This window comes from Allobosea sp. TAB14, from assembly GCF_052113865.1.
Classification (GTDB): domain Bacteria; phylum Pseudomonadota; class Alphaproteobacteria; order Rhizobiales; family Beijerinckiaceae; genus Allobosea; species Allobosea spartocytisi.
The window spans coordinates 1-4,645 of sequence record NZ_JBFRDQ010000266.1 but is presented as its reverse complement, the minus strand read 5'-3'; the positions used below and the strand labels follow the sequence as shown (position 1 = coordinate 4,645).

General features: G+C 60.6%; 5 protein-coding genes and 1 pseudogene. 4 read left to right on the top strand and 2 right to left on the bottom strand.

Annotation, left to right across the window (positions count from 1 at the left end; translation table 11 throughout):
• On the bottom strand, positions 1–351 hold a 351-nt coding region (locus AB4Y99_RS25890), incomplete at its 3' end, for an MFS transporter (protein ID WP_441525341.1).
• Positions 352–560: 209 nt separating this feature from the next.
• On the opposite strand from AB4Y99_RS25890, the gene AB4Y99_RS25885 reads away from it, so the two are divergent.
• Positions 561–1,514: a quinone oxidoreductase family protein gene (locus AB4Y99_RS25885; RefSeq protein WP_394083145.1), complete on the top strand. Its 954-nt coding sequence runs from the start codon at positions 561–563 to the stop codon at positions 1,512–1,514.
• A 104-nt stretch (positions 1,515–1,618) separates the two neighbouring features.
• On the opposite strand, the gene AB4Y99_RS25880 is transcribed toward AB4Y99_RS25885, so the two are convergent.
• A complete protein-coding gene (locus AB4Y99_RS25880) occupies positions 1,619–2,104 on the bottom strand; it encodes a MarR family winged helix-turn-helix transcriptional regulator (RefSeq protein WP_394083147.1) in 486 nt (161 codons plus the stop codon).
• 47 nt (positions 2,105–2,151) lie between these two features.
• Between AB4Y99_RS25880 and AB4Y99_RS25875 the strand changes: the two genes are divergently transcribed.
• The 3 genes and pseudogenes from AB4Y99_RS25875 to AB4Y99_RS25865 all read left to right on the top strand — a co-directional run.
• Positions 2,152–3,666 carry an FAD-dependent oxidoreductase gene (locus tag AB4Y99_RS25875; RefSeq protein WP_394083149.1) on the top strand — a complete coding sequence of 505 codons (1,515 nt, stop codon included), beginning with the start codon at positions 2,152–2,154 and terminating at the stop codon, positions 3,664–3,666.
• Between the two features lie 11 nt (positions 3,667–3,677).
• A pseudogene (locus AB4Y99_RS25870) lies at positions 3,678–3,887 on the top strand (helix-turn-helix domain-containing protein); the annotation flags it as partial.
• Between the two features lie 39 nt (positions 3,888–3,926).
• On the top strand, positions 3,927–4,645 hold a 719-nt coding region (locus AB4Y99_RS25865; protein WP_441525342.1), incomplete at its 3' end, for a LysR family substrate-binding domain-containing protein.

Genomic DNA, 4,645 nt, shown 5'->3' with positions numbered 1-4,645 from the left:
CAATATGCGCGCCAGCAGGACCGGGAACACGGCCTTTGCTAGAGCGAGCAGTAGGAGGCTGGTGAAAGCAGCCGCCTGAGTTGACAGCAGGATCTTCTTTCGTCCCAAGCGGTCAGAAAGCTGACCGACAAGAGGCGCCGCCACAAACTGCGTGAGAGCTTCCGTGGCTATCACAATACCGAAGATGAGCGGCGTTCCGCCCATTTCTTTGAGGTAGAAAGGCAGGATTGGCAAAACGGCGGCAGCACTTGCTGCGTAGAGACTGACGACCAGGAAGACCGGCAGCATCACTCGCCAATCAAGTCTTGGCGTTGCCTTATCGTTCCCTACTATTGATGCGCCGACGTTCATCTCGCGACTCCCTGCTGTTGACCGGACATGCGTCGCGGATGACCAAATTCGCTGCGCAGGGATTTGTCATCACCTGATCAATGTGTAGTATGCACATAACGACGATAGACGAAGGTCGTCAACAGAAAAGTGCATAATACACATTTATGTTGACGTTATTTTCCATCCCTTATATGTGCATCGTGCACGCAATGGATGAGGGAAGCGCTATGAAGGCTTTGGTTGTTCAAAAAATCGGGCAGTCGCCGATTTATATGGATTTTGCCGATCCGATCGTCGGACCGGACGAGGTGCGGGTCGCCGTGAAGGCCGCTGCGATGAGCCAGTTGGTCAAGAGCCGGGCCTCGGGTGGCCATTACAGCTCGTCGAGGATGCTCCCGTTTGTCGCGGGCATTGACGGGGTAGGCCTGCTGGATGATGGCCGCAGAGTTTATTTTGTCCTGCCGCGGCCCCCCTTCGGCAGCATGGCCGAACGGACCGTCGTCTCCGCAGCCCAATGCCTTCCCTTACCGCCCGAACTTGACGACCTGACGGCCGCGGCAATCGCCAACCCCGGCATGTCGTCCTGGGTCGCCTATGCGGAGCGCGCGAACCTCAAGGCTGGCGAGACTGTTCTCGTTAACGGCGCTACCGGGACCGCAGGGAGGCTCGCCGTTCAGATCGCCAAGCATATGGGCGCAGCAAAGGTCATTGCGACCGGCCGCGATCAAGCAGCTCTTCGCGACGTTGCTGCACTGGGCGCTGATGTGACCATTCCACTGGTCGCAGATGGAGACGCGCTTGAGCAAAGGTTCATCGAACAATTCGCAGAGAGAATCGACGTGGTCGTGGACTATCTTTGGGGGCCTAGCGCAGAGCGCCTGCTGATCGCGGGTGCCAAGGCCGGGCCGGATGCAATCCCGATCCGCTTCGTTCAGATCGGCTCCGTCAGCGGCGCGGATATCACGCTGCCTAGCGCCGTTCTGAGATCATCTCCAATTGAACTCATGGGCAGCGGCCATGGTAGCATTTCGCTTGAGCGTCATCTCGGCGCGGTGACAGCCTTGTTGCGAGCGGTGCTGCCTGGAAACTTCAAGATCGCATTCAAGTCGGCCGCTCTTTCGGGCGGGAGCCAGGCGTGGAATGCGGACGACAGCAAGAACCGCACTGTATTCACTGTCTGACGGCCGAGTCCGACTGAGCGCGTAGGCAAGCGTTGAGCGTAGCGAAATGAGGCACTCGTGCCAGAGCTGGCTGCACCCTATCCGTCAGCCCTCTCGCGTCATTTTCAACGTTCGAGAACTGGCTCGGCACCCATGCTGTCGGCGAGCATCCGCATGACCCGCAGTAGCTCGTCGAAGTCTTCGCGCGTCCAATCCTGAAACAGGGTCAGCACCATTTTTTCCCGCGCGACATCGACTGCATCGGTCGCAGCCTTCCCTCGCGGTGTAATGACCGCCTCGCGCACTCGCTTGTCAGTCGCGCCTGAGCGGCGCTCGACGAGGCCGAGCGCCTCCAGACGTGCAACCTGGCGACTGACCGTGGTGTAGTCGCGCCCAACCCCGTCGGAGAGTTCGACAACGCCGATCGGTCCCCGCCGCTCGATCGACACGAGAAGAGGAAACAGCGCACGCTCCAGCGTAAGGCCGGCCATTTCCAGCAATTGCGCATCCCGCTCAGGGCGGTTCATGAGCCCGGCAATGTCAATGAGCGACCGGTGCAACTCGGGCAGTGACTTCTTGATATGTGCATTTTGCACTTTTTTTATTGACACGCCTAAGCCTCCTGATGATATGTGCATCATACACATTGGAGGCGGTAATGGAAGATGAAAACACTACGGCGGTGCTGATCTGCGGTGCCGGCGCCGCCGGTCTGACACTGGCTATCGACCTGGCGCGGCGCGGCGTGCCGTTCCGCCTGATCGAGAAGATGGCTCAGCCATTTTCAGGTTCGCGCGGCAAGGGCATTCAGCCACGAACCCAGGAAGTCTTCGAGGACCTCGGTATCATCGACCGGATCGTCGCGGCAGGCGGCACCTATCCGCGGATGCGCGAGTATCGGAATGATGGCACCTATGTCGAAAAGGATATGGCCGAGCAGGACGATCCAACGCCGGCAGAGCCCTATCAAATCGCGCTGATGGTTCCGCAGTTTCTGACGGAACGGGTGCTGCGCGATCGGCTGGCGGAGTTTGGTCGAGAGGTCGAATTCGGATGCGAACTGATCGGCTTCGAGCAGGGCGAGGAAGGCGTTACGGCGCACCTGGTGGGACCAGCCGGCGAAGAGATCGTGCGCAGCCGTTACCTCGTCGGAGCTGACGGCGGCCGAAGCTTTGTGCGGGGTGCCCTCGGTGTAGATTTCCCCGGGAAGACGCTCGGTGTGAGGGCAGTAGTGGCGGACGTGGCGCTGACCGGCCTCGACCGCGGGGCCTGGCATCAGTTCAACGACGGCGACATGGAGCGTATGGTCTCGATCTGCCCGCTCGCCGGAACCGATCTGTTCCAGATCCAGGCGCCCGTGCCGCTGGACGGTGAAGTCGACCTCTCGGCCGAAGGGATCGAGCGAGTGATCGCCGAGCGAACCGCGTGCAATGACGTGAAGGTTCAATCGGTGACCTGGGCGTCGGCTTATTTCATGAATGCCCGGCTTGCCGATCGCTACCGGGTCGGCCGCGCGCTCCTCGTCGGCGACGCCGCCCACATCCATCCGCCCACTGGCGGCCAGGGCCTCAATACCAGCGTGCAGGACGCCTACAATTTGGGCTGGAAGCTGGCGGCAGTGCTCAATGGTGCTTCGGAACGTCTGCTTGACAGCTATGAAAACGAGCGGCGGCCGATCGCCCAAGCGATGCTAGGGCTTGCGACCGGCCTTCTCGAGGCCGCAAAACGAGGAGAGATGCGGCGCGGTCGTGAGGTGCGCCAGCTCGACATAGGGTATCCCCAGTCGCCGCTTGCGCTTGATCCTTCCGGTCGCGTCGGCACCCTGCTTGCAGGAGATCGGGCGCCTGACGCACCGCTTCGTGGCGCGGCCGGATGTTCCCGACGCCTCTTCGAGCTGTTCAGCGGCTCGCACTGGACGCTCATCGGTTTCGAGACAGAGCGCGATATTATCGAGCCGCGACGTGGGTTGCACATTCACAGGGTCGGAGCCGGCTGCGAGCTACAGGACGTGGGCAGTCATTTCCGCGATGCGTACAAATTGGCATCCGGCGAATGGGTGCTGGTCCGACCTGACGGCTATGTCGCCGCGATAGTGACCGCAGACGAGGCTGCCGCACTACAAACGTTCTTCACGGAGGTGGGACTAACAGGCACCGACGGCTTCCCGTACTGAGCTGATCCGCGATGCGAGGCGCTATGGACGACGCAAAGGCTCCCAGATTTGAAATCCGCCATTTGCGCTACGTCATCGCAATGGCGGAGCTTGGGAGTGTCCGGCGTGCGGCTAGGGCGCTCAATGTCCAGCCATCCACTGTCAGCCGTCGAATCCGCGACTTGGAAGACGAGATTGGCGCTGCCCTGTTCCTTCGAGGGCATGGYGGCGTCAGCCTCACTATTGCGGGCGAACGGTTCATAAGAAGAGCGCGACGAGCGTTGAACCAACTCACTTATGCTGCGCAAGAGGTTGGCATGGTCGGGCGAGGGCAGGCGGGGATCGTTCGAATAGGCCTGATGTCCTCAATGGCATCGGGCTTTATTGCCACACTGCTAGATGCCTACGGTGCTGACCATGCAGAGGTGAGGATCGACTATATCGAAGGTGACGCTTCCGAACACATTCCGGCGATCCAGCAGAATCGGTTGGATGTCGCCTTCTTGACCGGCACGCCTGCGGTCGAGGGGTGCGATGTTACGCATCTGTGGAACGAGCGGATCTATGTGGCTATGTCGATCGCACACGAATTCGCCGGTAAGGCGGAAATCAAGTGGAGCGACCTTCGGGGCCAGGCATTCATTGTCAGCGAGGCGCAGTCGGGGCCGGAAATCCACGATTATCTGGTGAAGCATCTTTCCGAGCCTAGCTATAGCCCTGACATCCAGCATCATGCGGTCTATCGCGACACCCTGATGCAGATCGTTGCCGGTGGACACAGCCTGACGCTGACCAGCGAAGCGACCGTTGCCGCGCAATTCCCCGGTGTTGTGTATCGCCCGCTCGCAGGCGAGATCCTGCCCTTCTGCGCGGTCTGGTCGCCCCGCAACGACAACCCCGCCTTCCGGCGGTTTCTGAGCCTGGCGAAGGTCATCTCGAAAAGCTGTGGGGAGTGCGTCATTGCGAAGGGTCTGACGGATGCTTCACACGGCGTGAAGCG

Bases quoted from the DNA above. Each gene is read 5' to 3' on its own strand.
- AB4Y99_RS25875 (WP_394083149.1), top strand. From the start codon at position 2,152: ATGGAAGATGAAAACACTACGGCGGTGCTGATCTGCGGTGCCGGCGCC.
- AB4Y99_RS25885 (WP_394083145.1), top strand. From the start codon at position 561: ATGAAGGCTTTGGTTGTTCAAAAAATCGGGCAGTCGCCGATTTATATG.